Below are 24435 nucleotides of genomic sequence, written 5' to 3'. Positions count from 1 at the left end.
CTATCCTTCTGTCAAATTTCCGCGGCGTGGCGTATGACGCTTCAGGATCGCGACCCAAAGGCCCATGTACCGATGCCCACAGATTTGAATTTGCGAATTTCGCCACGGACAGTGCAACGGGAGACCGTCGACAAGTTACGGCTCGCCATCTTCTCCGGAATGTTTCAGCCGGGAAGCCGCCTCATCGAAAGTCAGCTATGCGCACAACTCGGCATCAGCCGCCCCTCGCTAAGGGAGGCTTTGCGCAGTCTTGAGGCCGAGCGCCTCATCGAGATCGTACCCAACCGCGGACCGTCGATACCGGCACTTTCATGGGAGGTGGCAACCGCCATCTACGAGGTTCGAGAGTTGTTGGAAGTCGAGGCGGCGGGACGGTGTGCGTTGAGAATCTCCCCCGGACAGTTGCGGGAACTTGAGAAATCTCTTTCCGCGTTCGAAGAGGCGGCATCCAGCAATGACAGCCTGGCGCAGGTCACGACCGCTGCGGATTTCTATTCGATCATATTGGCGAATTGCGGGAATCCGATCCTGGAGGAAGTCCACCGCGGTCTGGTGGCCAGGATAAGCTTCTTTCGAGGACGATCGATGTCGCTGGAGGGCAGAGCACAAAGCAGTCTGGCGGAGATGCGGGAGATATTCGAATGCATCGCCGCCGGCGACGAGAAAGCCGCTCGCAAGGCCTCCAAACAGCATGTCTTGAAGGCGAAAGCGGCAGCGAAGAGATCCATGGACAGTGAGGTGTGAGTTTTTCGAAAGGGCCTTCACCCCGTCGGGGTCAGACATGCCGGCTGTCGAAGCCAGCAGGCGGCAGATGGAGTGATGATGACCAGTGCCAATGTCGAGCACAAAGCGAATTCCGATATCGTCATTGTCGGCGGCGGGTCGGCTGGCGCGCTGCTTGCCGCGCGACTGAGTGAAGAGCCGGACAGTCGCGTTCTGCTGATCGAGGCAGGCGAAGAGGCGACGGACCCCGACATCTGGAACCCCGCCGCATGGCCGGCGCTTCAGGGCCGCAGCTACGATTGGGACTATCGCACGGAGCCCCAAGCCCGCACGGCGGGCCGGGTGCATCACTGGGCGCGTGGGCGCGTGATCGGCGGCTCGAGTTGCCTGCACGCGATGGGCTACATGCGCGGCCATCCTTCCGACTTCCAGGCTTGGTGCGACGCGACTGGCGATCGCCGATGGAGTTGGGATGAACTGCTGCCCGTTTTCCAGGCTATCGAAAACCACCCGCTTGGTGGCGACGGCATTCACGGCAAGGGTGGGCCGTTGCCGATCCATATGCCGGCGGACGAAGTGAGTCCGCTTGCTCGTGCCTTCATCGAGGCAGGCGCATCGTTGGGTTTGCCTCGCCTCAAGGGCCACAACAGCGGAGAGATGATCGGCGTTACCCCGAACTCCTTGAACATTCGCGACGGGCGGCGGGTTACGGTGGCGGACGCCTGGCTCACAAAAGCCGTTCGAGGCCGCAAGAACCTGACCATCCTTACGGGATCCCGAGCGCGACGGCTTAAGCTGGCAGGCAATCGGGTCCGCTGCATCGAGGTCGTGGGGCGACAGGGTTCGGTCGAAATCTTCGCGGATCAGATTGTACTTTGTGCCGGAGCGCTGGAAAGTCCGGCTTTGCTGATGCGCTCGGGCATCGGCCCGCGGGACATCCTCGACGCCGCGGGCGTCGGCTGTTTGATCGCTATGCCGGAAATCGGTCGAAACCTTCAGGACCACCTGCTTGGCGCGGGCAACCTTTACGCGGCCCGCAAACCGGTCCCTCCCTCGCGCCTCCAACATTCGGAATCGATGGCCTACATGCGCGCCGACGGGTTCGCCGCCACCGGTCGACCCAAAATTGTCGTTGGCTGCGGCGTCGCGCCGATCGTGTCCGAACGCTTTCAGGCGCCCGCCGCCGGCACCGCATATTCGCTCCTATTCGGGATCACCCACCCAACGAGCCGCGGCAGCGTACGGATAAGCGGGCCGGAACTCGATGATCGGTTGATCATCGACCCCGCATACCTGCAAAGCGGTCAGGATCGTGAGCTGTTTCGCCAAGCGCTCGAGGCAGCCCGGACGATCGGACATCGAGATGAACTGGCCGGCTGGCGAGAGCGCGAGCTCCTGCCAAGCACCCTCAACAATACGGCTGAAATGGACAACTTCATCGCGCAGTCGGTCATCACTCACCATCATCCCTGCGGCACTTGCAGGATGGGTAAGGATCCGGACGCCGTCGTTGATGCAGATCTACGGCTCAAGGCGCTCGACAATCTCTTTGTCGTTGACGCTTCGATCATGCCTAGTCTCACCGCGGGACCGATCCACGCCGCGGTTCTTGCGATCGCCGAGACCTTCGCTCGAAGTCGCCCCGAAACTCTACTATCTTGATCCGAGACACCGATCACGCAGAACTTCCGCCGAGCGATTCGGGAAAAATAGCCACCGGACTCCAGCAAGATTACTCGCCCAGTATGATCCCGGACGCCACGATTTGCGCCGTGCGCTCGGTCAGTTTCGCGCGTTTCACAAGCGTCGGTTTGACGTAGGCCTTCTTCATGATCACGGTCCAACTGGCGGTGGTACCGAGACTAAACGGCCATCGGCGCACCAACGTTCCATGGCTCCAGCGACAGCGGGCCGCCTCTGTCATTACCCAGTACCGCAACCGCGTCACGGCCGGAACAAACCCTCCTTCATGAAGTTTTCCCCTTGAAGGGACGTACTTCTCTCAGGGAGATTTCCTATGAAACATGTTCTCATGACCAGCATGCTGGCAATCGGGCTGGGCTGTGGAGCGGCGATGGCTCAGACACAACAGCCGGTCGCGGGCCAATCGGGATCAGACACGAATTGTGCCTCCGGGGCGACCAACTGCCAGACGGACTCGAAGAAGGGCAAACGTGCACAGGACACGAAGTCCCAAACCGATCAACAGGCGCAGGGCAAAGCCAAGGCTGAGACAGATCAGCAAGCCCAGGGTAAGGCCAAGGTCCAGACCGATCAGCAGGCCAAGGGCAAGGCCGGCACTGCCACCGACCAGCAGGCCCAGGGCAAGGCTAAGGTCCAGACCGATCAGCAAGCCCAGGGTAAGGCCGGCGCCACCACGGACCAGCAGGCCCAGGGCAAGGCTAAGGTCCAGACCGATCAGCAAGCCCAGGGTAAGGCCGGCGCCACCACGGACCAGCAGGCCCAAGGCAAGGCCAAGGTCCAGACCGACCAGCAGGCCCAGGGTAAGGCCTCCTCACAGGACAAGACTTCAACCGCCTCCATCACCAATGTGACGGTCGAACAGAAGACCGAAATCACCAATGTGATCAGGCAGACTAAGGTCGAGCCCGTGGCCAGTGTCGATTTCGACATCTCGGTGGGTGTCGATGTTCCCCGCAACCACAAGATAAGGCTGCATCGTCTGCCGGCTCGCATCGTCAAGATCATCCCGGCTTACGAGACTTATGAATATTTCATGCTTGCGGATGGTCGCATCGTCATCGTCGATCCGGACACGCTCAAGATCGTACTCATCCTGACCTAGTCTGAGTGCGAAAGTCTGGTAGCCGCCTTGCCACAGGCAAGGCGGCCCAACTTTCGTCCCGATTCCTGCATCTCGTCGCCTTTGCCGCCTCGCCGATTGACCGAGCGATCCCGGCGGCTCGGCGACGGTGGCTAGCCTCGAACAGAGCCGCCCTTGTTCACCGGGCGCTCAACGCAACCATGCGGTCGAGTGCCGCCGACAGGCCGTTGAGCGACACCGGAAATGTCAGCGGGGTCTCGGCGGCGGTGGTGACGTTGAGCTTCAGCACGGAGCCCACCTTCATCTTTCCGAGCGTCGATCGATCGATCGAAAACACCACGATGCAGCCGTTCGGCAGGCAGGTCCTTAACCGCTGCTGCGAAAGCGGCGGCTGATCGTCGATCTGGAACGTCACGCCCGGGTCGAACAATATGCCGAAGGGCAGCAGCAAGGTTCCCGTCAATCCGCCCTTCTGCCCCACCCGCAACTCCACGGCCAGAAGGCGCTGGCCGTTTTTCTGCGTCTGGTCCTGAGTGACCGTACAGACCCGCGCATTGTCCTGCAGGCTGCAGGCCAGCTGCCAGTCCTGATAGGTTTCCTGGACCGAGGATGCGCCGTTAGGAAGCGACGCTACCTGCTGCTGTTGCTGCGCCAAGGCAGCCGGCATTGTAGCGGCGAAGGCAGCCATGGAGACGACGGCTGCCTTCAGGAGAACATGTCTATGAACCAAGGATTGCGACTTTCTCTTTCCGTCGAGGGGAGCGGCCGTTCAACCGCCTCACGTGCAGACCCATTCGCGGATCTTGCATTTGCTACCCGACGCCTGGCAGGCCTGCAAAGCGAGGTCTTCGGCTTCCCGGCGGGTCTCGGCCGAGTTCACGCCCCAGGGCGTGAAACGGTTCTCGACCTTGTCGGCCATGGCAAGCGCGCCGCAGTGCTTGTAGGGAAAGCCGGTCTCGTCGTCGTCATTCCAATGGCGATGATTGCGGAAGACGACGACGACGTTGCAGGCCTTTCCGCCCGCGTTCTCGCAATATTTCTGCGCGATGTCCTTCGCCTCCTGCCGCTTGTCGGCACCCCAGAAGAAACCGTATTTGGTATCGGTCTGGGAATAGGCGATGGCCGCCCAGATGCCCTTTTCCTCCTGCTGCGGCTCCGCTGGTTCCACCAGATCAGCCGAGATGACGTGGCCGCTCCATAGCAAGGCCATGCCCAGAACTGCCAAAGCCTGCAATCTCATGGTCGGCACCCCTTTCGTTGATCCCATCCGCTTCGCTTTACTTCGCCGCCGAGGCGACCGAGATCACCACGCAGCTGCCACCCGTCGGCAAGAGAAGGGCTTCCCCCGTGTTGCCACCAAGTTCGTACACCTCGACCTGTCCGAGATGATCGGTGATCTTGCTGCCTTGCGGCAGCATGGGCAGGACGTCGGCGCAGGGGCTGGCAAACGGCGCCACCCGCACCATCGCGCCTTCGCAACCCGTTGCCGTGGGGGAAGCGAAAACCACCCCGGCGGCCGGCCCGCTGTACTTCTCCGTGGCATAGTCCATGCCGACAAAGGCCTGTATGACATGCTTGTCGGCGGCCTGGTCGTTCCACAACGATTTGACGCTGTATTTCGCCCCGGTCGTCAGGAGTTGTCCGAGTACCGGATAGACAGTCGAACAAGCCTGCACCCCGGCCTGCCTGACGTGTTCGAGGAATGGCGTGTCGGGCAACCCTGGGGGCGGCGCCGTCCCGGCTTGCGCGGCGGTTGGGCTGCCGATGAGGCCGGCGATTGCGGCATAGTTCGCCGCGGCGAAGCCGACGCCCATCATGGCCACGCTCAACAACGAGAATCCGACGACGCGCGGCCACCGCCGCCGCGGCTCGGCGGCCCTCTTGCGATCTGGCTCGACGATCCTCTTGCGATCCGGCTCGATGGCCGGACTGCCGCGCGTTGGGGAGATGAACGGATCTTGCTGGCTCATGGTGATGCCCCGGTTACTTGATTGGTGCGAGGGCCTCCGACAGCCCCTTGAGCGTTGCGGTCACGGTGACGGTCTGGCCGTCGACGGTCGGGTAGGAGATCGCCGGCGTCGCCTTCTGCGCGATCTGCTGGCGCATGAGCGGCCCCACTGGCAGCATGCCGACACAGACCATTTCGTTACAGCCGTTCAGGTGCACGTCGACAGGCTGGTCGCGCCCGTCGAACTTCAGCGACACCGCGCCATCGCTCCTGGCGTTCGGGGCGGTACGCAGGATCATGTACGGCTTGCCGTCCTGGGTGGCGGCAAGCGACCAGCTGAAGGCCATCTTGCCGGCCCCGTCCTCGATCACCTGCGAAACATTGCAGACCTTCTTGCGGGCCTTCAGGTTCTCGTCGCAGATCAGCGTCCAGTTCTCGAACGGCCGGATGGTGCGCTGATAGGTTCCCAGTTTCACGCCGGGCGGCAGCACCACATCCGAGGGCTTGATCCTGTACGGCGACGCCACCTGCCCGGCGGCCGGCATCAGGCCGCCGGAGAGCGCCAGGCAAGTCAACGCGGCAAGTCCTTTCATTCCCGCCTCAGTTCAGTGTGAAGCTGAGGCCGGCGCCCACACCGACATTTCCACCCGCGGCCGTGCCGGACACATTGCCACGGATACGGCCATCCTCGCTGGTGTAGCCCGCGCCGAAGGCGAAGGCGCTCGAGTCGCGCCAGAAACCGCCGCCCGCCGCCACGCTCAGCTTGCCTGGGCGATCATCGTAGCGGAGCGAGGCCGCGGCCAGTCCGATTGCAGCCGCCTGCCGTGCCTCGTCCCTGATGCCGCTGATGTCGGAATTGAGCTGGCCGAGCTTCTGGTCGGTATAGTTGTTGGCCTGCTGCAACGTGGTCACCGCCACCTGGTCGGTGTAGCTCTTGCTGTTGGCCAGGTTCTGGTTCAGCTGGTTGACGTTGACCGCGTCGGTGCCAGTAACGCCGGGACCGACATTGGAGATGACGACAGGCGCATTCGGATCGCCGCCCTGCAGCGTTATATGATTGGTCTTGGTCGTCGATCCATCCGGATTGGTGACGGTGTCGTATTGCACGGTGTTTTGGACGGTGCCGCCGATGCCGCCGATTGTTTTGGTCAGGTCCTCGATCGCCGTATTGGTTGCGTAGAGCTGCGAACCGTTGATCGCGTCGGTGCTGCCGGAGGAGACGCGCCCGGCGGCGACATTGGTGATCGTCCGCTCGGCGCCGGCATCGCCGACGCTGACGGTTCCGGTCGGGGTCGTGCCGGCAAAGGCGTAGGTCTTCCCGTTGATGGTGGTGCTGGAGGTGCCGACGGCGGTCTGCGACACCGAGCCGGAGCCGAGCGCCACGTCGCTGGCGTTGTTGGCCTTTGCACCCTGGCCGAGCGCCACGGCGCCCTGCCCAGTGGCTGTCGAGCCATTGCCGGCAGCGAGGCTGTTTGTGCCGCTGGCCACGCTCGCCGGTCCGATCGCCACGCTGTCGGTACCGCTGGCGGTGGAGTCGGCCAGCGTCGAATTGGCGTGGAAATACTTGATGCCGCCGCCATTGCTGATGTTGGTGAGCGCATTGTCGACCGCGGTGAAGCCGTCATAGACGGTCGAATAGTTGTTGCCCTGGATGGTGTAGGTCGGGCCGGTGATCGAGCCGTCGGGATTGACCGTGGTGCTGCCGCCGAACAGGTTGGCCACGTTTTGCGACACGCCCTTGAGCTGCGAGACGTTGACGGCATCGGTATTGGCCGAGCCGGCAGCGACATTGGTGAGCTTGCGTTCGGCGCCGGCGGCGCCGATCGAAACCTCGCCGGCCGAGGTCTGCGGGGCGGTCAGGGCAAAGGCCGTGTAGCCTGCTTGCGCGCCGACCGTCGTGATCGACGAGGCACCCAGTGCGACGCTGTTGGCGAAAGTGCTTTGCGCGCCGGCGCCGAGCGCTATCGACTGGACGCCGGAGGCGGTCGAGTCGGTGCCGAGCGCGATGCCGTCGGCCAGCATCACATGGGCGTTCTGGCCGATGGCCGTGCCGCCGGGGGCTGTCTGGTCGACGATGGCGCCATTGCCGATGCCCACGCCATTGTCGCCGTTGACGACCGTGGTCGGGCCGACCGCGACCGACTCGGCGCCCACCGCGAGCGAGTCGCCGGCCGTCGAATTGGCGTGGAAATACTTGGTCGAGGTGGCCGACACGGCAGCGATAGCGCCGGCGAGCTGTCGCACCGTCACCGCGTCCTGATCCTGCGTGCCGTCGGCCACGTTGGTGATCTGCCGGTAGGAAGTGCTGGTGCCGACCGACACGGCGCCGAGCAGTGTCTTATCGGTGGTGTTGTACTGGATGAAGTTCGATGGACCGGCCGCGATCTGCCCGGAAGCGGGAGCGATTGCGCGATCGGAGACCGAACCGGAACCGAGCGCCACGCTACCGTCGATGCTGGCCGCGCTGTCGCGGCCGAGCGCCAGGCCGCTGACGCCGGTCGCGGTCGCCTGGTAGCCGACGGCGGTGGAGCCGACGCCTTGCGCGAAGGAGTCGGTTTGCGCCAGGCCAGCCTCGTTGGTGCGGGCGTAGCGTATGCCCACGCCATTGGCATCGGTATAGACGGTCGACGTGTCGCCGGCGATGTTGTTGATCGTGTTGCCGAGATTGGTCACGCCACTGCCGATATTGGCGATGTCGGTGGTGTTCTGCGTCACCTGCTGGTTGGTGGCGAAGAGCTGCGAGCCGTTGACCGCGTCGGTCGAGCCACCGTTCAGCTGTCCGGCCGCGACATTCTGGATCTGGCGTTCGGCACCGGCCGAGCCGACCGAGAAGGCCCCGGCCGGCGTGCCGCCGGCAAAGGTGTAGTTCACGCCACCGATCGTCGTTCCGCCCACTGCGGTCGTCGCGCCGGAGGTCGAATTCAGACCGATCGCCACATCGCCGGCATTGTTGGCCACGGCATTGGGGCCGACAGCGACGGAATCCGTCCCCAGCGCCTGGGAATCCGGCAAGGTCGAGTTGGCGTGGAAATACTTGATCCCGCCGCCGACGTTGATGTTGTTGAGCGTGGTGCCGATGGCGTCGACCGCTTGGTTGGTGGCGAAGAGTTGCGATCCGTTGACCGCGTCGGTCGAGAGCGCACTGATCCGCCCCGCCGCCAGGTTGGTGAGCGTGCGCTCCGCGCCGGGCGCGCCGATACTGACAGTCGAGGTCGGGTTGGTGCCCTGGAACGCATAGGTCGTGCCGTTGACCACCGCGCTCGCCGTGCCGACCGCCACCGCGGTCACCGAACCCGAACCCAGCGCCACGTCGCCGGAACTCGCCGCCGCCGTCGCGCCGTCGCCCAGCGCGACATTGCCCGCGAGGCCGGCGGCGCCCGCCGTCGAGCCGTTGCCCAGAGCCACCGAACCTTGTCCGATCGCCTTGTTGTTGTTGCCGATGGCGACCGCGCCGTTGGCCATGTTCGCGGCCGTGGCACTAGCCGTACCATCGCTGTTGGCGATGTTGTTGGCGCCTCCGGTAAAGGCGCCGGTGCCGCTCGCATAGCTTGGATCGCCGATGGCGACCGCACCGTCACCATAGGCTTCGTTGCCGGCACCGATCGCGACCGCCTTGCCGCCATCGGCGATCGCGCCCGTGCCGATGGCGACGGAGTCGGCGGAGAGCGCGCCGGCGGAGGTGCCGACGGCGATCGCGTTTACGTCCTGCGCCACCGCGCCCGCTCCAACTGCCGTCGAGGATGCCGCTGTCGAGACGGCTGTCGTGCCGATGGCGATGGAGTCGTCACCGCCGGCAGTGGACGAACGGCCACCCGCGAACGCACGGGCACCAGTGGCTTTGGAGGTGGAGCCAAGCGAAGTGGCGTAGATTCCGCTTGCCGTGGCCCCCAATCCCAGGGCGCTGGCATTTGCGGCGGTCGCCGCGGCGTTGTTGCCGAGGGCGGTGGTCGAGACGTCCGTAGCCTGGGCTCCAGAACCTGCCGCGACCGAACCGACTCCGCTCGAGACCGCCTGATTGCCCAACGCAAGCGCGAAGTTACCCGAAGCTTTGGCAACGTTGCCGAGTGCCTGCGAGTTCAAACCCGCGGCACTGGCCTGGGAGCCTATCGCGATGGCATTCCCTCCCGCAGCGTTGGCGAGATAGCCCATGGCCGCGGTCCCTACGCCAGAGGCGATTGCCCCGTTTCCGATTGCCGTGGACTGGTTCGCCGACGCCGTGGCGGAGGTTCCGAACGCGCTAGACCCGGTCCCGGTCGCGGAAGAACTCGAGCCTACGGCGGCCGACCATGCCCCCGTGGAGGTCGCAGCCGTACCAAGCGCGACGGCCTCGAACGTGAAGCCCGCAGGAGCGGTGCCGCTTGCATTGGCATTCGTGCCAATGGCAACGGGAGAACCGCCGCCAGTTCCGGCGTTTGCCTTGGCGCCGACCCCCATGGCGATGGCGGCGCCGTTTGAAGATGAAGCGTTGGAGGACAAGCCAATCGCCACCGAGGCACCACCCGAAGCGCTGGCTGTTGAGCCGAGGGCAACAGCGTTCGCCCCGTTTGCGGTGCTGTTGACACCAAAGGCCGACGCTCCGTCCACCAGCGCGCGGGCATTCCCGCCTACGGCAAGAGCATTGACGCCGGTGGCGTTTGCGAAGACTCCTATGCCTATGGCATTTAGGCCTGTGGCATTCATCGTATAGCCGATGGCGATCGAAGCATCGCCCGTTGCGGTGATACCGGTGCCCAACGCCACGCCGTTGTTGCCATTCACTTTGGCGCCAGAGCCGATGGCGGTTGAGTTGAAACCCGTGGCGGTGCTGGCACACCCGATAGCTACGCTTTGCCCCCCCGCAGAGGGAGTCGTGCAATTCGCGACATTGGTCATAACCCCATTGCCGATGACGACCTGCGCGAACGCTGCGTGCGGGACCATGATCCCCGTGACGGCCAGCAGTGCTCCCGCCGCCCCGCCGGTTCCCAGCGTGCCCAGCCCCAGCCGATTTCGCTTCAGGCCAAGCACGCGGTGCGCCATGCGCAGCACCGCCATCAGGCGGCGGCGAGCCGAGCGGGAACTGAGATCGGCATTCGCGATCCTGTGGCCGGCAAAATCAGCTACGCGACGCCGAACGGACGTGTCACTCGAAATGCTGATATCGGTCATGGTTCCCTCTCCGCTGGCCGGCACGACAAATGTCTGACAATTTCAACACATCGCAGGAAGACATGATTCACGCCTTCCGTATTTCACGAAATTGCTGTCTTGTGAGAAAAACCCGGAGCAAATCGACGGAGGTTAACGGCTCGTTACCTTAGCAGATGCTTTAAAACAAAGTAATCGAATAATAACGTGAGAGGCGTCTCATCTAACCTTCGGGTTAAGCTTGCCCGTTCTCGATTGCATCGGCGTCACGCCCCGGTATTTCTTCATCACCGTTGTAAAATGGCTCTGGCTCGAGAACCCGCTCGCATGAGCGATGTCCGCAATCGTCATGCGGCTGTCGGCAAGCAGCCTTTCGGCGAGATCCAACCGCAGATCGAGAACATATTGATGCGGCGGCATCCCGAACGTCCGCGAGAAAGCCCGCATGAAGTGGTAGGGCGAAAGCCCGCAAACCGCGGCCATCTCGGCAAGCGCCAGCTTGCGCGTAAAGCTCCCGGCCAGGAATTCCTGCACGAGGCGTGTGCTGCGCACGGAAAGTCCGCCCTTCACGTTCGGCTCCGGCTGTCGCAAGGAATTGGCTCCAATGGCCGATCCTGGGGAACCATCATCGCGCCGCATTTTTCGGCCTCCTGAACCTTCCCAAGCGGAGCTCAACCCGAGGCTGCCTTCCCCGTTCCTCCGTAATACAATTCGTGATCGATCGCACTGCGCCCGCATCGCTGATCCATTTCATTCGATCAATCCGGCCAGGGTAGCGAACAATGGCTCCCTGGCATTCCGGATTGTTCCGCCGAGCCTTGGAGCGCAAGCATGGCGACGTATTTTGGAAAACTCCGCAATCTTTGTAGAAAATTCCGATCCTCGGTCGCGAGCTTGCAGGTGTAGCCGCTTCGCCACATCGGCGCCTTTCAATTCCTGGAGGAAGCATGTCCAGCCCTGGTCGGCGTTCTGCCCCTGTATTTCTTCATGGTGGCGGCCAGGTGACTCTGGTCCGAGAAACCGGTGAGATAAGCGACTTCGGCGGTCGCGAGATCGCCACCGGCCAGCAGCTTTTCCGCGAGATCCAGGCGCAGATTGATCAGGTAGCGATGCGGCGGCATGCCAAACGTCCTGGCGAACCTGGCAATGAAATGGTTCGGCGACACACCCGCCAGCGACGCGAGCTCGGCGACCATTACTTTTCGCACGAAGTTTTCATTGAGGTACTCGCGCACGCGTCGGGCGCCAACAGGCGAAAGCCCGCCCCGGGGCGGCACCGGGTGCCTGTGGCTGCTCGTGTAGGTGCGCAGCAGATGCACCCCGAATACCGTGAGCAATGAATCCAGATAAAGTTCGTTTGGAGGCACTTTCGCGGTCAGCTCGGCCGTGATCATCTGGGCTATCGTAAGGGCGCGAAGATCGACCGTGCCAAACGCAGGCGGCTCGAGCTCCACCTCGACGGCATCGAACTCATAAGCGGCCAGTTCCGACAGCGCCTCGGGCGAGATGGAGACGACGGCGTTTTCCCTGGTCTCCGACCAGGCGAAGGTGCTGTCTACCCCTGCGGGGTTGACAATGAGGCATCCGACGGGCGCGTCGTATTCGATGATCCTGTCGCTGCCGAGCGAGGCTCTGAATTTGCGTCCCGGCCTGAGCACAATTCCCGCGGAATGTTCCCTGGCCAGGAATTTCTGCGACCCGGGGCCGCGGACGGAATGGATGACGCTGCCGCGCGCGGTGGCTCTTCTTGGTCCTGCACTTTCAGGAATGATATCCAGGACGTATCGAGCCATCCGGTCGATGCTCTGGGAATCGCCGATTTCCCGAGCCTTCGCATTTTTCATTCGAGTCGCCTCAGCGCCTTGCTGTCGCCTGAATCCCCTTGGCCCGACCCGAAGGCAACGTAACGCACGCGTCTCGGCTAGGGAAGAAGTGCCATGCGCAAAGAAAAATTTTTGTTCGTGAAAAGAAAGAAAAAATGACCGATGGCGTAAGCTGCCGAGTATTTTATTTCAGCCCCCCGTCAGTCTTCGCCATACGAGAGTTCTTGTCGATCAGGCTGGTATGATCGATTCGGCGTTTCGCACTGATATAACGCACCTACATGACGGCGTGGTACGGTCTCCGCGGCCCCACAGCTTGGCTGGCCAGCGGGATCCGTGACACGCAATCATGCGGTATGGACCGGTTGAGATGCACGCCCGCGCGGCTAAAAATCGCCACGCCGCTTCTCGTACAAATCCCAGGTGAGTTCCACAAAAGCCAGAAGCACATCGTCTTTATTCCAGCCGGCCGCGACCGCCGCCTGGACGATTTCACGCACGCGAGGCAGCAACTGGCGCTGACACTCGGCCGACATGTCGCCATCGCCCATAGGAGGTGGCTCGAAGTTGAATGTCATAGTTCGGCGCTCCCCCTCGCCTGTGATTAAAGTGTTATATCGCTAATTTCATTCTTCCTGATATACAATAGATGTGGTACCAAAGTACAGGAAGCCCTGTGGACCAAAGCAGCACCGGACGATGCCGGATCACGCAGGCTCTTTGCTTTACCCAGGGTCAGATTGGTTTTTCCAAACTGAACTCCCGACTTCATCGGCTCGATCCCAGCCTGGAAATAGATTTCCGCACCACGACCGCCATCCGTCGCATGACCGGCTGCATTGCCTTCTGCAATCGCTCGCTGGATAGTCCAGGCAATGTTCGAAATCATTGCGACTCACTGGACCCAAATCCTGGCGATCATCTCGGTGGCGATGGCGACCGTTGGTATCGCGCACGCCGTCATGACCAAGGAGGATGTGCGCGCCGCCACCGGCTGGGTCGGCGTGATGGTGCTGTCGCCGATCCTCGGCGTGCTGATCTACGCCGTGGCCGGCATCAACCGCATTCGCCGCGCCACGATCACCGCGCAGCGGCCGCTTGCCGGTGATTGGGCATCCGCCAGGTATGAGCGCGATGTCGCCGCCGAGGAGGCCCTTATCGTCGAGCGCTACGGTCAACGGTTCACGGGCCTCAGAACGCTGGGCGACAGGGTGGCGCGACGCACGCTCAACCCGGGAAATGCAATCGACGTGCTGGAGACCGGCGACGAGGCCTACGCCGCCATGCGCGCCGCGATCGATGGCGCCGAGCGCAGCGTCCTGCTCGAGACCTATATTTTCGACAATGACGCCGTCGGCCTGCTCTTCGTCGAATCGCTGGCTGGTGCCGTCCAGCGCGGCGTCACCGTGCGCGTGCTGATCGATGCCGTCGGCGCCCGTTACTCAGTGCCCAGCATCCTCGGCCATCTGCGCCGCGCCAACATCCCCGCCGATGTCTTCAACGGCAACATCGTCATGGGCTTGCGCCTGCCCTATGCCAATCTGAGGACCCATCGCAAGATCCTGGTAGTCGACGGGGCGGTCGCCTTCACCGGCGGCATGAACATCCGCAAGGGTTTTTCCGCCGAATACGCTGGCTCCAAAAGCGCCAGGGACACGCATTTCAAGGTCACCGGACCAGTCGTCGCCGACCTGTTCTCGGTCGCTGCCGAAGACTGGCGCTTCGCCACCAACGAGGCATTGAAGGACGATGCATGGCGAATTGCGCCGCTGTCACCCGCACCCGGCTTGCCGATGCTGGTGCGGGCGGTCGCATCCGGGCCGGATGCCAGCAACGAGACCAACCACAAGCTGCTGATCGGCGCCTTCTCGGTCGCCCGCAAGTCGATCCGGCTGATGTCGCCCTATTTCCTGCCGGACCGCGAACTGATCAGCGCACTGATCACCGCCGCCCGGCGCGGCGTCGAAATCGATGTCGTGGTGCCGGCGGTAAACAATCTCTTCCTTGTCGACCGCGCCATGGCCGCGCAATTCGACCAGATCCTGAAGAACTATTGCCGCATTTGGCGAGCGGAGGGCCCATTCGACCATTCCAAGCTGCTGTCGATCGACGGCGTCTGGGCCTATGTCGGCTCGTCAAATCTCGACGCCCGGTCGTTGCGTCTTAACTTCGAGATTGACCTGGAGGTTCTTGACGCCGGCTTTGCCGGCGAGATCGACGCGCGGATCGGATCGGCGATGACGTCCGCCGTTCCGGTGACGCTCGAAGGCTTGCGCGCTCGGCCGTTCCTCGTCAGGCTGTTCGACCGGGTGCTTTGGCTGGGTTCGCCCTATCTCTGATGCATGTCGCCCAAAAGTGGCCCCGGTTTTGGGGGACGACATGCACAAGGACAAGGACTTGAAACGTACCTCCAGCAGGGTCCCCTGCCTTTAACAAAAAGACGTGTTTGGCGGATAGTTTGATGTCGATCATGGAACATAAGCGCAAAGACTCTATTTGAGGTGCATGGTGAAGGCATCTGAACTGGCAGGCGCACGATGCGAATGAACGGGCGCAGCCTGCCGGCAAGCATGCTCTTGACCATCCGTGATCGGCGGATGCGCAAGGCAAACGCCGCCGCGCACAAGGCGACCGCCACCACCGGCACGCTGGTCGCCTCCTACAACGTCCACAAATGCATCGGCGTCGACCGCAAGTTCGACCCCGAGCGGACCAGCCGCGTCATCCGCGAAATCGACCCCGACGTGATCGCCTTGCAGGAGGCGGACAACCGTTTTGGCGACCGTGACGGACTTCTCGACCTGCCCCGTCTCGAACGGGAAACCGGGCTGATCCCGGTCCCGATCTTCGCCACCGGCAAGGGCCATGGCTGGCACGGCAATGTTTTGCTGTTCAAGAAGGGCGTCGTTCGCGACGTGCATCAGATCAGGCTGCCAGGCCTAGAACCACGCGGCGCGGTCGTGGCGGAGATCGAGCTGAACGGAACCGAGACGCTGCGCATCATCGCCGCCCATCTCGGCCTCTTGCGCCGTTCGCGTTCGCAGCAGGCGCGCGTCGTGCTCGATCTGATGAACAGTCCCGACGAAAAACCGACGCTCCTGCTTGGCGACCTCAACGAGTGGCGGCTCGGCAACCGCTCGGCGCTGAACACGCTGCATGCGACGTTCGGCCCGCAGCCGCCGGCGGTTCCGACCTTCCCGTCGAACCTGCCGCTTTTGGCGCTCGACCGGATCATGGGCAACCGGCATGGCATGATCGCCGCCGTCGAGGCACATGACACGCCGCTTTCGCGCGTCGCTTCGGACCACCTGCCGCTGACGGCCTTCGTGCGCCTGCAGCGACTGGACGATAACGTCATGATTTCCCCGGTGTCGCAAAGCGTGTAGATTCAAGGGGAACGCCGGGTTCTGCCGCGAGTTTATATGTAGAGTTCATATGTTTTGAACGCGCAGGAGGACGAAATGAAAAAGTTGATTTTAGCATCCCTGTTGGCATTGGCAGCGAGCGCCGCGGTCATTGCGCCGACGCAAGCGGCAAGTGTGATCATCCAGTCGGACGACGGCAATCGATATTCGCCTGATGATCAAGCCGACAGTGGAATCGTTATTCGCCGTCATCATGACCGGCGCTATGACAACCAGTATGATGGCGACCAGAACGTCCAGTACGACAATAATGGCGAATATCGCCGCCACCACCGCCACCATCGCTGCCACACCGAAACGATCGTCCATTGGCGCCACCACCACAAGGTGATCGAAGACGTTCGCGTCTGCGGCTGACGGAGCGTAACTCCAGACGCCGGGATCGTTCCGCGCGGAGCGTTGGCATAACCACGTCCTTGTAAATGGACGTGGTTATGCCGCATTGCACAATTTCGCGGCCTTGCCCACAATGGAGGCATGGTCCGATCTGCCCTAGCCGTCCTGGTGATCGATGAAAATCGCATCCGCGCTTCGATCATCGAGGCCGGCTTGCGCGAGGCCGGCCATCAGCAGGTCACCGTAATCCACGATGTCACCGGCATCGCTCGGCGGATCGCCGAGATCGAGCCCGACGTCATCGTCATCGATCTCGAAAACCCCAACCGCGACATGCTCGAAAACATGTTCCAGCTGTCGCGCGCGGTGAAGCGCCCGATCGCCATGTTTGTCGACCGCTCCGACCAGGCCTCGATCGAGGCGGCGGTCGATGCCGGCGTGTCGGCCTATGTCGTCGACGGTCTGCGCCAGGAGCGGGTCAAGCCGATCCTCGACATGGCCGTCAGCCGCTTCAATGCTTTCGCGCGCATGGCGCGCGAACTGGATGCGGCACGCAGTGAGCTCGAGAGCCGCAAGGTGGTCGACCGCGCCAAGGGCATTCTCATGAAGTCGCGCGGCCTCTCCGAAGAGGCCGCCTATACGCTGCTGCGCAAGACGGCAATGAACCAGAACCGCAAGATCGGCGACATCGCCCAGAGTCTGGTAACCGCGGCCGGTTTGCTGGGGCCGGCGGAGGACGAATGAGCATGAAGCACCAGATCACCGCCGGTTTCATGCCGCTTTTCGACAGTGCCGTGCTGGTGGCCGCAAGCGAGCTTGGCTTTGCCGCACGCGAAGACATCTGCCTGACGCTCCACCGCGAGACGTCCTGGGCCAACATTCGCGACCGCATCGCCATCGGCCACTTCGATCTGGCGCATATGCTGGGACCAATGCCGCTCGCCTGCAATCTCGGGCTCACGCCGCTCGCTTCCGAGACCATCGTGCCGTTCTCGCTTGGGCTAGGCGGCAATTGCGTCACCATCTCCAACGCCGTCTGGGCCGGCATGGCTGCGCATGGCGCAAAGGCCGATCTCGATCCGGCGCGCGCCGGAGCGGCACTCGGCGCATTCATCCGTGAACGAGCGACCGCGGGCCGCGAGCCGCTTCGCTTTGCCGTGGTGCATCCGCATTCCGGGCACAATTACGAACTGCGCTACTGGCTGGCCGCCTGCGGCATCGATCCCGACCGCGAAATCGAAATCGTCATCGTGCCGCCGCCCTTCATGGCCGATGCGCTGGCAGCCGGACGCATCGACGGCTACTGCGTCGGCGAGCCTTGGAACAGCGCTGCGGTGGCCGCCGGCACCGGCCATATCGTCACCGTCAAGGCACAGATATGGCGCAACAGCCCGGAGAAGGTGATCGGCGTGCGCAAGGCCTGGGCGGACGAGAATCCCGAAGCTCTGGCGGCGCTGCTGCGGGCGCTGCATCATTCGGCGCGCTGGTGCCAGGATCCAGGCAACCACGGCGAACTGGCCGCGGTAATGGCGCAGCCCGGCTTCCTCGGCCTGCCGCCGGCCGTACAGATGCCGATCCTGACCGGTCATCTCCAGTTGGGCAGCGGGGCGGAGTTGGATATAGACGACTTCTTCCTGCCCTTCGACAAGGCGGCGAACTTTCCCTGGAAGAGCCATGCGCTGTGGTTCTACACGCAGATGGTGCGTTGGGGACATGTCGCGCACACACCCGGTAATCTCGCCATCGCCCGCGATTGCTACCGGCCCGACCTCTACCGCTCGGCTCTGAAGCCGCTCGGGGTCGCCCTTCCCGGCGCCAATGCGAAGGTCGAGGGCGCGCTCAAGGTCGCAACCGCCGTCGGCGCGACGGGGGCCGGCCTGGTGCTAGGTCCCGACGGTTTCTTCGACGGCCAGATCTTCGATCCCGATGAGATCGGCGCCTATATTGCCGGTCAGAAATCGGCCCGCGCGGAACCTTGATCATTTACGCGCCAGCCTTGTGCATTGCACAAAAATTGTGCGCACGGTGACGCCAATGAACAATCTTTGGCCTTCTCGTCATGTCGCGTTGCACGCCGGCGACCGGCGCTTATCAATGATTTCATTGATGTTTTCTCATTCTCCGCAAACTGGCACGGTTCCTGCTTTGAAATAACCAGGCCCTTCGCGGGTCACGGAACAGGCGTCCAATGGCGGGCGCCACAGGCAAAGCTGCCGATCAGGTCAAGACGCTATCCGGATTTCCGGGCCGCGCGAGACCTGGCCGGCGGCTTTTTTGTTTTGGCCGATACGCAATCGACGGCGCGGGTCGCGTTCAACCGGAGACGACGATGAAGAAGACGATGAAGAACTGGATCGGGACGGGAACAGCCCTCAAGGATGTGACGCGCCGCGATTTTCTGGTCAGCAGCGCCATGACGGCTGGCCTGTTCATGGCGGCCCGCAAGCTCTTCCCCTCCGGCGCCTATGCCGCCACCGCCGCGCCGGAGGTCACCGGCGCCAAGCTCGGCTTCATTGCTCTGACCGATGCCGCACCCCTGACGATCGCCAAGGAGAAAGGCCTGTTCGCCAAATTCGGCATGCCCGATGTCGAGGTGCTGAAGCAGGCTTCCTGGGGCGCGACGCGCGACAATCTGGTACTGGGCGGCGCGGCCAACGGCATCGACGGCGCCCATATCCTGACACCGCTGCCTTACCTGATGCACACCGGCAAGGTGACACAGAACAACCAGCCGCTGCCGATGGCGATCGTGGCGCGCCTCAATTACGACTGCCAGGGCATTTCGGTCGCGCAGGAATATGCCGGCACCGGCGTCGGCCTCGACGCTTCGAAGCTGAAGGACGCCTTCGCCGCCAAGAAGGCAGCTGGCAAGGACATCAAGGCCGCCATGACCTTCCCGGGCGGCACCCACGACCTCTGGCTGCGTTACTGGCTGGCCGCCGGCGGCATCGATCCCGACAAGGATGTCTCGACCATCGTCGTGCCGCCGCCGCAGATGGTGGCCAATATGAAGGTCGGCAACATGGATGTGTTCTGCGTCGGCGAGCCATGGAACGAACAGCTCGTCCACCAGGGCATCGGCTTCACCGCCGCCACGACGGGCGAATTGTGGAAGGGCCATCCGGAAAAGGCGCTCGGCCTGCGCGCCGAATTCATCGAGAAATACCCGAACGCCACCAGGGCGATCCTGATGGCCGTCATGGAAGCCCAGCAATGGTGCGAAGCCAAGGAGAACAAGGACGAGATGGCCGCCATCATCGGCAAGCGGCAATGGATGAACGTGCCTGTCGCCGACATTATTGGCCGCCTCAAGGGCGACATCAATTACGGCAACGGTCGCGTCGCCAACGGCACCGATCTCTACATGAAATTCTGGAAGGGCGGCGTCTCCTATCCGTTCAAAAGCCATGATGCCTGGTTCCTGGCCGAGAACATCCGCTGGGGTAAGTTCGCGCCGACCACCGACATCAAGGCGCTGGTCGACCAAGTCAACCGCGAGGATCTGTGGCGCGAGGCGGCCAAGGATCTTGGCGTGGCGGCGACCGACATTCCGGCATCCTCATCGCGTGGCGTCGAGACCTTTTTCGACGGCAAGGTCTTCGACCCAGCCAACCCCTCCGCCTATCTCGACAGCCTGAAGATCAAGGCATCTGCGTAGTCGGAGCAAACGGCGCACCGCGCTGTTTGCAGTCGCTGCCCGCACACGGAGTTTTTCCCAGAAATGTCGATCCAGACTATCGAGGACACAAATGTGAAGGCGTTTCCCGCGAAGCCGGCGGAGGTTATCGCCTTCACCGCCAAGGCGCGGCGACGCTTCGAGCCGATGGCGATCGCCGGCAGGCTGGCGAGCACGCTGGTGCCGCCAATTATCGTCATCGCCCTTCTGCTCGTCGTCTGGCAGGTCGCCTGCTCGTCGCCCACTTCGAGCCTGCCGCCGCCAAGCCAGGTGTGGAACGAGGCCCATGACCTGATCGCGCATCCGTTCTTCGACAATGGTCCGCAGGATATCGGGCTGGCCTGGCGGGTGCTGATCTCGCTGCAGCGCGTCGCCATCGGCTTCGGCCTGGCCGCGGTCGTCGGCGTCGCGCTCGGCGCACTGGTCGGCCAGTCGATCTGGGCCATGCGAGGCCTCGATCCGGTATTCCAGATCCTGCGCACCGTGCCGCCGCTTGCCTGGCTGCCGCTGTCGCTGGCGGCGTTCCGCGACTCCAACCCGTCGGCACTGTTCGTCATCTTCATCACCTCGATCTGGCCAATCATCATCAACACCGCCGTCGGCGTCCGCAACATTCCGCAGGATTACCGTAATGTCGCGCTCATCCTGCGGCTCAACCCGTTCGAGTTCTTCGTCAAGATCATGGTGCCAGCGGCGGCGCCCTACATCTTCACCGGCCTCAGGATCGGCATCGGCCTGTCCTGGCTCGCCATCGTCGCCGCCGAAATGCTGACCGGCGGCGTCGGCATCGGTTTCTTCATCTGGGACGCGTGGAACTCGTCGCGGCTGCCCGACATCATCGTCGCGCTCGCCTATATCGGCGTCACCGGCTTCTGCCTCGACCGGCTGGTCGCGGCGGTCGGTGCTTTCGTCACTCGCGGCACAACGGCAAAGTGAGGAAAGCGCGATGACCGCCTATCTGAAACTCGACCATATCGACAAATCCTTCACCCGCGGCGGCCAGGTCAGCGAGGTGCTGAGCGACATCAGGCTGACCATCGACAAGGGCGAATTCGTCTCCATCATCGGCCATTCCGGCTGCGGCAAGTCGACCTTGCTGAACCTAATCGCCGGCCTGACCAAGGTATCCGCCGGCGCAGTGCTGCTTCAGGACAAGGAGGTCGACAGCCCCGGCCCCGAACGCGCCGTGGTGTTCCAGAACCATTCGCTGCTGCCGTGGCTCACCGTCTACGAGAACATCAGCCTCGCGGTGTCGAAAGTCTTCGGCCGTTCGAAAAGCAAGGCCGAACGGCATGAGTGGATCATGCGCAATCTCGACCTCGTGCAAATGGCGCATGCCAGGGACAAGCGCCCGGCCGAGATCTCCGGCGGCATGAAACAGCGCGTCGGCATAGCGCGAGCGCTGGCCATGGAGCCAAAAATCCTGCTGCTCGACGAGCCGTTCGGCGCGCTCGACGCGCTGACGCGTGCCCACCTGCAGGACGCGGTCATGGACATCCATTCCAGGCTCGGCTCGACAACGATCATGATCACCCATGATGTCGACGAGGCGGTGCTGCTCTCCGACCGCATCGTCATGATGACCAACGGTCCGGCGGCAACCATCGGCGAGGTGCTTGCCGTGCCGCTGACGCGGCCGCGCCGACGTGTCGAGCTCGCCTCCGACCGCACCTTCCTGCGCTGCCGCGAGGCCGTGCTGAAATTCCTCTACGAACGCCACCGCTTCGTCGAAGCCGCGGAGTAGCCCAATGGCCGAAAAACTCGTCATCATCGGCAACGGCATGGCTCCCGGGCGCATGCTGGAGCACCTTCTGGAGCAGGCGCCGGGCCGCTACACCGTCACCATCTTCAACGCCGAGCCACGCGTCAATTACGACCGCATCATGCTGTCACCGGTTCTCTCGGGCGAGAAGGGCTATGAGGAAATCATCATCCACGGCGACGGCTGGTACATCAAGCACGGCATCACCCTCTACAAGGGCCACAAGATCGTCGCCATTGACCGCGCGGCAAAGACGGTCACCTCGGACCACGGCGTGAGTGAACCCTACGACAAGCTCGTCATTGCCACCGGCTCGGTGCCGTTCATCATCCCGGTGCCGGGCAACAATCTGCCGGGCGTGCTGACCTATCGCGACCTCGATGACGTTCGCGCCATGATGCTCGCCGCGCAATCCCGGTCCAAGGCCGTGGTCATCGGCGGCGGCCTGCTCGGGCTGGAGGCCGCTGCCGGCCTCAACGCGCAAGGCATGGACGTCACCGTGCTGCACGTCATGCCGACGCTTATGGAGCGCCAGCTCGATCCCGCCGCCGGCTATCTCCTGCAGCGCGCGGTGGAACAACGCGGCATCAAGGTGATCACCAAGGCCAACACGCAGGCGATATCAGGCGACGGCAAGGTCGAGCAGGTGGAACTTGCCGACGGCACCATCATTGCGGCGACGCTGGTGGTCATGGCCGTCGGCATAAGGCCGAATGCGGCACTGGCCAAAGAAGCGGGCATCGCCGTCAACAGGGGCATCGTCGTCGATGCCGGCATGCGCAGCAACGATCCCGACATCTACGCGCTCGGCGAATGCGCCGAGGTCAACGGCATGGTCTACGGGCTGGTGGCGCCACTGTACGAGATGGCACGTGTCGCGGCGAGCCAACTCGCCGGCAACGAGACCGCCGCCTTCGTCCACATGGACACGCCGACCAAGCTCAAAGTCACCGGCATCGACCTGTTCTCGCTCGGCGACTTCGCCGAGGGTGAGGACCGCCAGGAGATCGTGCTGCGCGACGCTTCGGCCGGCGTTTACAAGCGCCTGGTGCTCAGGGATGACCGCATCATCGGCACCGTGCTCTATGGCGAGACAGCAGACGGCGCCTGGTTCAACGATCTCAAGAAGAAGCAGACCGATATTTCGGAAATGCGCGACACGCTTATCTTCGGCCAGTCCTATCAGGGGGGCGCCCCGCTGGACCCTATGGCGGCCGTTGCAGCCTTGCCGGATGATGCGGAAATCTGCGGCTGCAACGGCGTTTGCAAGGGTAGGATCACAGGCGCGATCACGGCCAAGGGCCTGACCTCGCTCGATGATGTGCGTGCCCACACCAAGGCGTCGGCGTCCTGCGGCTCCTGCACTGGGCTCGTCGAGAAGCTGATGGTGCTGACCCTCGGCGACACCTACAACCCGGCCGCCGTGCAGCCGATGTGTTCCTGCACGACACTCGGCCATGACGAGGTGCGCCGGCTGATCAAGGCCAAGCACCTGAAGACCATTCCGGCGGTCATGCAGGAGCTGGAGTGGAAGACCTCCTGCGGCTGCGCAAAATGCCGGCCGGCGCTCAACTACTACCTCGTCTGCGACTGGCCAAACGACTACGCCGACGACTACCAGTCGCGCTTCATCAACGAGCGCGTCCACGCCAACATCCAGAAGGACGGCACCTATTCGGTGGTGCCGCGCATGTGGGGCGGCGTCACCAATGCCGCCGAACTGCGCGCCATCGCCGACGTCGTCGACAAGTTCGAGATCCCGATGGTCAAGGTCACCGGCGGCCAGCGCATCGACATGCTCGGCATCCGCAAGGAAGACCTGCCGGCGGTGTGGGCCGATCTCGGCCAGGCCGGCTTCGTCTCCGGCCATGCCTACGCCAAGGGCCTGCGCACGGTGAAGACCTGCGTCGGCTCTGACTGGTGCCGCTTCGGCACCCAGGATTCGACGGGCCTGGGCATCCGCATCGAGAAGTTCATGTGGGGCTCCTGGACCCCCGCCAAGGTCAAGATGGCGGTGTCGGGTTGCCCTCGCAACTGCGCCGAGGCGACCTGCAAGGATGTCGGCGTCATCTGCGTCGACTCTGGCTACGAGATCCACTTCGCCGGCGCCGCCGGCCTCGACATCAAGGGCACCGAAGTGCTCGGCCTGGTCAAGACCGAGGACGAAGCACTGGAGCACATCGTGGCACTGACGCAGATGTACCGCGAGCAGGGCCGCTATCTCGAACGCATCTACAAATGGGCCAAGCGCATCGGCATTCCCGAGATCAAGCGCCAGATCATGGACGATCAGAGCAAGCGCGGGGCCTATTACGAGCGCTTTGTCTTCAGCCAGAAATTCGCCCAGGTCGACCCATGGTCGGAGCGCGTCTCCGGCAAGGACAAGCACGAGTTCCGGCCGATGGCTTCGGTCGAGTTTGCGCAGGCGGCGGAGTGAGCGCGTGTTCCCGAAAAGTGGAACCCGGTTTTCGGTCAAGAACGTGCAAAAAGGAAATCTAGATGACCTGGATCGCCATCGGCACCCTCTCCGACATCCCCCGCCGTGGCGCGCGCTGCGTGGCCACACCGCAAGGCAAGGTTGCCGTCTTCCGCACCCAGGACGACCAGGTTTATGCCATCGACGATCAATGCCCGCACAAGGGCGGACCGCTCAGCCAGGGCATTGTCCATGGCACGGCGGTGACCTGCCCCTTGCACAATTGGGTGATCTCGCTGGAAACAGGCAAGGCGCTCGGTGCAGATGAGGGCGTGGTGCGCACGATTTCCGTCAAGGTCGAGGGCGAGCGCCTGTTCCTGGCGCTGGAAGCCCTGGCCAGCCGCGCCGCCTGAA

At 63.2% G+C, this 24435-nt stretch carries 22 protein-coding genes; 13 read left to right on the top strand and 9 right to left on the bottom strand.

The genetic code is table 11. The features are described from left to right. Nucleotides 1-33 precede the first annotated feature (33 nt). The 3 genes from EB233_RS10820 (at nt 34) to EB233_RS10810 (ending at nt 3529) form a co-directional block, all read left to right on the top strand. The gene (locus EB233_RS10820) at nt 34-744 is read left to right on the top strand and encodes a GntR family transcriptional regulator (protein WP_244277621.1); all 711 of its coding nucleotides are present in this window, start codon (nt 34-36) and stop codon (nt 742-744) included. Nucleotides 745-822: 78 nt separating this feature from the next. Further along, entirely contained in the window at nt 823-2385 is a 1563-nt protein-coding gene (locus EB233_RS10815; protein ID WP_064988993.1) for a GMC family oxidoreductase, read from the top strand. 355 nt (nt 2386-2740) lie between these two features. Then, nucleotides 2741-3529 (top strand): DUF1236 domain-containing protein, encoded by a 789-nt coding sequence (locus EB233_RS10810; RefSeq protein WP_064988886.1) that lies wholly within the window; start codon nt 2741-2743, stop codon nt 3527-3529. Between the two features lie 157 nt (nt 3530-3686). Here the strand turns inward: EB233_RS10810 and EB233_RS10805 are convergent, their stop codons facing one another. The 9 genes from EB233_RS10805 to EB233_RS10765 all read right to left on the bottom strand — a co-directional run bounded on the left by EB233_RS10805 (nt 3687) and on the right by EB233_RS10765 (nt 13295). Further along, complete coding sequence (locus EB233_RS10805) at nt 3687-4196, bottom strand: invasion associated locus B family protein (protein WP_064988887.1); 510 nt, start codon at nt 4194-4196, stop codon at nt 3687-3689. 90 nt (nt 4197-4286) lie between these two features. Next, nucleotides 4287-4748: a DUF4189 domain-containing protein gene (locus EB233_RS10800; RefSeq protein WP_064988888.1), complete on the bottom strand. Its 462-nt coding sequence runs from the start codon at nt 4746-4748 to the stop codon at nt 4287-4289. 37 nt (nt 4749-4785) lie between these two features. After that, entirely contained in the window at nt 4786-5478 is a 693-nt protein-coding gene (locus tag EB233_RS10795; protein ID WP_064988889.1) for a hypothetical protein, read from the bottom strand. Nucleotides 5479-5491: 13 nt separating this feature from the next. After that, a complete protein-coding gene (locus tag EB233_RS10790; RefSeq protein WP_064988890.1) occupies nt 5492-6049 on the bottom strand; it encodes an invasion associated locus B family protein in 558 nt (185 codons plus the stop codon). A gap of 7 nt (nt 6050-6056) precedes the next feature. Next, the gene (locus EB233_RS10785; protein ID WP_064988891.1) at nt 6057-10604 is read right to left on the bottom strand and encodes a YadA-like family protein; all 4548 of its coding nucleotides are present in this window, start codon (nt 10602-10604) and stop codon (nt 6057-6059) included. Nucleotides 10605-10802: 198 nt separating this feature from the next. Further along, entirely contained in the window at nt 10803-11222 is a 420-nt protein-coding gene (locus EB233_RS10780; RefSeq protein WP_244277622.1) for a helix-turn-helix transcriptional regulator, read from the bottom strand. Between the two features lie 290 nt (nt 11223-11512). Continuing rightward, nucleotides 11513-12427 (bottom strand): helix-turn-helix domain-containing protein, encoded by a 915-nt coding sequence (locus EB233_RS10775; protein WP_064988893.1) that lies wholly within the window; start codon nt 12425-12427, stop codon nt 11513-11515. 365 nt (nt 12428-12792) lie between these two features. After that, nucleotides 12793-12984: a hypothetical protein gene (locus EB233_RS10770; protein ID WP_064988894.1), complete on the bottom strand. Its 192-nt coding sequence runs from the start codon at nt 12982-12984 to the stop codon at nt 12793-12795. Between the two features lie 26 nt (nt 12985-13010). Beyond that, nucleotides 13011-13295 (bottom strand): hypothetical protein, encoded by a 285-nt coding sequence (locus tag EB233_RS10765; RefSeq protein WP_155765315.1) that lies wholly within the window; start codon nt 13293-13295, stop codon nt 13011-13013. Here EB233_RS10765 and EB233_RS10760 point away from each other — a divergent pair. The 10 genes from EB233_RS10760 (at nt 13282) to nirD (ending at nt 24434) form a co-directional block, all read left to right on the top strand. Beyond that, nucleotides 13282-14745 carry a phospholipase D-like domain-containing protein gene (locus tag EB233_RS10760; protein ID WP_064988895.1) on the top strand — a complete coding sequence of 488 codons (1464 nt, stop codon included), beginning with the start codon at nt 13282-13284 and terminating at the stop codon, nt 14743-14745. The two genes, EB233_RS10765 and EB233_RS10760, sit on opposite strands and share 14 nt — an antisense overlap. A 198-nt stretch (nt 14746-14943) precedes the next feature. Next, complete coding sequence (locus EB233_RS10755; protein ID WP_027056886.1) at nt 14944-15792, top strand: endonuclease/exonuclease/phosphatase family protein; 849 nt, start codon at nt 14944-14946, stop codon at nt 15790-15792. A 75-nt stretch (nt 15793-15867) separates the two neighbouring features. Beyond that, nucleotides 15868-16188, top strand: coding sequence for a hypothetical protein (locus EB233_RS10750; RefSeq protein WP_064988994.1), 321 nt, complete (start codon nt 15868-15870; stop codon nt 16186-16188). 120 nt (nt 16189-16308) lie between these two features. Beyond that, nucleotides 16309-16911 (top strand): ANTAR domain-containing response regulator, encoded by a 603-nt coding sequence (locus EB233_RS10745; protein WP_064988896.1) that lies wholly within the window; start codon nt 16309-16311, stop codon nt 16909-16911. Then, a complete protein-coding gene (locus EB233_RS10740; protein WP_064988897.1) occupies nt 16908-18146 on the top strand; it encodes a CmpA/NrtA family ABC transporter substrate-binding protein in 1239 nt (412 codons plus the stop codon). The genes EB233_RS10745 and EB233_RS10740 overlap by 4 nt, the downstream gene beginning before the upstream one ends. A 362-nt stretch (nt 18147-18508) precedes the next feature. Next, nucleotides 18509-19825 (top strand): CmpA/NrtA family ABC transporter substrate-binding protein, encoded by a 1317-nt coding sequence (locus EB233_RS10735; protein ID WP_064988995.1) that lies wholly within the window; start codon nt 18509-18511, stop codon nt 19823-19825. A gap of 63 nt (nt 19826-19888) precedes the next feature. Beyond that, nucleotides 19889-20779, top strand: coding sequence for a nitrate ABC transporter permease (gene ntrB / locus EB233_RS10730; protein WP_064988898.1), 891 nt, complete (start codon nt 19889-19891; stop codon nt 20777-20779). Between the two features lie 10 nt (nt 20780-20789). Further along, nucleotides 20790-21587, top strand: a complete 798-nt coding sequence (locus EB233_RS10725) for an ABC transporter ATP-binding protein (protein ID WP_064988899.1) — start codon at nt 20790-20792, stop codon at nt 21585-21587. A gap of 4 nt (nt 21588-21591) precedes the next feature. Beyond that, nucleotides 21592-24042 carry a nitrite reductase large subunit NirB gene (gene nirB, locus EB233_RS10720; RefSeq protein WP_064988900.1) on the top strand — a complete coding sequence of 817 codons (2451 nt, stop codon included), beginning with the start codon at nt 21592-21594 and terminating at the stop codon, nt 24040-24042. Nucleotides 24043-24104: 62 nt separating this feature from the next. Next, a complete protein-coding gene (gene nirD / locus EB233_RS10715; protein WP_027056878.1) occupies nt 24105-24434 on the top strand; it encodes a nitrite reductase small subunit NirD in 330 nt (109 codons plus the stop codon). Nucleotide 24435 lies beyond the last annotated feature (1 nt).

Source organism: Mesorhizobium erdmanii, from assembly GCF_013170725.1.
Lineage (GTDB): Bacteria > Pseudomonadota > Alphaproteobacteria > Rhizobiales > Rhizobiaceae > Mesorhizobium > Mesorhizobium erdmanii.
Note: the sequence above shows the minus strand (reverse complement) of the source record. Positions and strands in the feature narration are given on the sequence as shown.